The sequence below is a fragment of the Moorena sp. SIO2C4 genome (assembly GCF_010672485.1).
Lineage (GTDB): Bacteria > Cyanobacteriota > Cyanobacteriia > Cyanobacteriales > Coleofasciculaceae > Moorena > Moorena producens.
In genome coordinates this window covers 1-2681 of the sequence record NZ_JAAHGN010001028.1, presented here as the reverse complement: position 1 = coordinate 2681, position 2681 = coordinate 1, and the positions used below count along the sequence as shown (strand labels likewise).

Annotated in this window: 3 protein-coding genes and 1 pseudogene; 3 read left to right on the top strand and 1 reads right to left on the bottom strand. The window is 43.9% G+C overall.

The features are described from left to right. A pseudogene (locus tag F6K20_RS33165) lies at positions 1-337 on the top strand (glycosyltransferase family 2 protein); the annotation flags it as partial. Here the strand turns inward: F6K20_RS33165 and F6K20_RS33160 are convergent. Further along, complete coding sequence (locus F6K20_RS33160) at positions 329-679, bottom strand: hypothetical protein (RefSeq protein WP_287297599.1); 351 nt, start codon at positions 677-679, stop codon at positions 329-331. The pseudogene F6K20_RS33165 and the gene F6K20_RS33160 overlap by 9 nt on opposite strands. Before the next feature lie 236 nt (positions 680-915). On the opposite strand from F6K20_RS33160, the gene F6K20_RS33155 reads away from it, so the two are divergent. Together F6K20_RS33155 and F6K20_RS33150 are read left to right on the top strand one after the other, a co-directional pair. Continuing rightward, positions 916-2385 carry an O-antigen ligase family protein gene (locus tag F6K20_RS33155; RefSeq protein WP_287297597.1) on the top strand — a complete coding sequence of 490 codons (1470 nt, stop codon included), beginning with the start codon at positions 916-918 and terminating at the stop codon, positions 2383-2385. Between the two features lie 19 nt (positions 2386-2404). After that, positions 2405-2665 carry a hypothetical protein gene (locus tag F6K20_RS33150; protein WP_287263554.1) on the top strand — a complete coding sequence of 87 codons (261 nt, stop codon included), beginning with the start codon at positions 2405-2407 and terminating at the stop codon, positions 2663-2665. Positions 2666-2681 lie beyond the last annotated feature (16 nt).

Genomic DNA, 2681 nt, shown 5'->3' with positions numbered 1-2681 from the left:
TAAAGCGGGTTGGAAGCTGATTTATGACCCAGGGGTAGCAGTAGACCACTATCCAGCACAGCGTTTTGATGAGGATCAGCGAGGCATAGTTTTTAGCGATACTGCCCTAATTAATGCGGCACATAATGAAACTATAGTTTTGTTAGATTACTTCCCTATTCTACAACGGATTATATTTATAGTTTGGTCAACATTGGTGGGAACGCAAATTAAACCCGGTTTCCTGCAATGTTTGCGGTCTTTCCCCAAGGAAGGACTTTTAGCAGGACAAAAGTGGCTTGCTTCTTTGCGTGGACGTTGGCAGGGTTGGTTGAGCTGGAAAAAGTGCTTAGGCTAGCAAAAGAGACTGTTGAAGGTTGAATAAGGTTGAAGGTTGAATAAGGTTGAAGGTTGTTCGCGTAGCGTGGCCAAAGGCCAAGGTTGAAGGTTGTTCGCGTAGCGTGGCCAAAGGCCAAGGTTGAAGGTTGTTCGCGTAGCGTGGCCAAAGGCCAAGATTGAAGGTTGAAGGTTGTTCGCGTAGCGTGGCCAAAGGCCAAGGTTGAAGGTTGTTCGCGTAGCGTGGCCAAAGGCCAAGGTTGAAGGTTGTTCGCGTAGCGTGGCCAAAGGCCAAGATTGAAGGTTGACTGTTGACTAAATGTGGAAAGGGAACAGGAAATAGGGAATAAGAAATAGGGAACATGAAATAGGGAACAGGCAGTCGAAAAATGACTACTAACTAATCTCTAATCAATACTAACTAATCTCTAATCAATACTAACTAATCTCTAATCTATCAGATCTAGCGTTTCTAATAGTTATTAAGTACATTTAATTTTATTACCCCTACTCCCTACTCCCTACTCCCTACTCCCTAAAACCTAGGACTTTTTCCCTCAGCCAATTGAGAACTACTGTGTATCTAATCCCTAACACCTAATGACAAAAGGAATTCCTATCAAACTAGAACCAGCCCCTGCTTGGACAGCCATCCTGTTATTTGTGGTGATTACAATACTGGGCATTATTGCTGGTGCTGGCAGCCTTCTGCGTATTCTGTTGCCTGTGGTAGGGTTTGCCGTGGGCCTTTTTCTTTATCGACGGTATCCTGTCCTGTACTTAGGTTTTATGTGGTGGCTATGGTTTCTGATGCCGTTGGTTCGTCGTTTAATTGACTATCGCAGTAACTGGGTTAATCCGAGTCCAGTATTGCTAGTAGCGCCTGTGGTGACATGGATTACTGTGGATACCTTTGTAAAATACCTTCCTAGAGCCTATAAACAGGGGGGTTTGCCTTTTATTTTGGGATTCACCAGTATTTTGTATGGCTTTATCATTGGTCTGATTAAAAGCACTCCTATTTTCGCCATTCGAGGACTGATAGACTGGTTCACTCCGATTCTTTTAGGTTTCTACTTATTTATAAATTGGCGAGATTATCCTCGCTATCGCCAAAACATTCAGCGCACATTCCTCTGGGGTGTATTGGTGATGGGAGTCTATGGCATAGTGCAATATGTGATCGCACCAGAGTGGGATCGATTTTGGCTGATCAACGCCAGAATGTTCTCGATGGGCAATCCCGAACCATTCGGTATTCGTTTGTGGAGCACCATGAATTCCACTGGACCGTTTGCCGCAACCATGATGGTGGGTTTGCTGTTGTTATTTAATAATAACAGTCCTGTACGTATTCCTGCTTCCATAGCTGGTTACTTGTCTTTTCTACTAACTTTGTCACGGACGATGTGGGCGAGCTGGTTCTTTGGACTAGCTTCCCTGACCAGTTCACTCAAACCCCAAATTCAGATGCGCATCATTATTTCTATCTTGGTCATGGCAATGTGTATCGTGCCGTTAACCACTATTGAGCCATTCTCGGAAGTAATTGGTAGTCGTTTGGCAACATTTTCTGACCTTGGAAATGATCACAGCGCAGAAGTTAGACAACAGATCTATGAAGAGAGTCTTGGCAAAGCTCTTTCTATGGCTCTAGGTAATGGGATTGGAAATACATTCACTATCGAACAAGGGGAAATCCGAAGCGTTGTGATTGACAGTGGCATTTTAGATATGTTTTTTACCCTAGGCTGGTTTGGAACTCTCCCGTATATGTGTGGATTGCTCCTGCTGGTATATAGTGTGTTCCAATATCCTGAGATTCGCCGTGATTCCTTCATGAGTGCTGCTCGTGCTATTGGTTTGAGTAATTTAATCGGGCTACCGATTGGTAGCGCCATGCTTGGTGTTGGGGGATGTTATATTTGGGGATTTTTGGGTCTAACTATGGCAGCACATAAGTATCACCAGCATCAAAATAAGCTTTCTTCTGAAATGGAAAGTATTGCTGAAGTGAACACTGCTAAAGATAAGAATTATGAAAATTTTCTGATCAATGGCACAGACTGAAGAAGAACAGAAGTAGGAGATGGAAAGGAACAGCCGGATGGTAAGTATTCAGCTATCAGCTATCAGCTATCAGCTATCAGCTATCAGCTATCAGCTATCAGCTATCAGCTATCAGCTATCAGCTATCAGTCAAAGGCCTTGGCCTATGGCCACCCTACGGGAATGGGCACGTTACTTGAGATGCTATCAGCTTTTGAATCAAACAGGTAAGCATTGGTTTAATAGTCACGAAAGTCAAATCCCTTGTGGCCTGTGCCACAAAGCACCTCAAGTAGCGTGAGCTTTTAGCTCACGGA

Excerpts from the sequence above, each read along its gene's own strand:
- F6K20_RS33160 (WP_287297599.1), bottom strand. The coding sequence starts at position 679 with ATGTTCCCTATTTCTTATTCCCTATTTCCTGTTCCCTTTCCACATTTA.
- F6K20_RS33155 (WP_287297597.1), top strand. The coding sequence starts at position 916 with ATGACAAAAGGAATTCCTATCAAACTAGAACCAGCCCCTGCTTGGACA.
- F6K20_RS33150 (WP_287263554.1), top strand. The coding sequence starts at position 2,405 with ATGGAAAGGAACAGCCGGATGGTAAGTATTCAGCTATCAGCTATCAGC.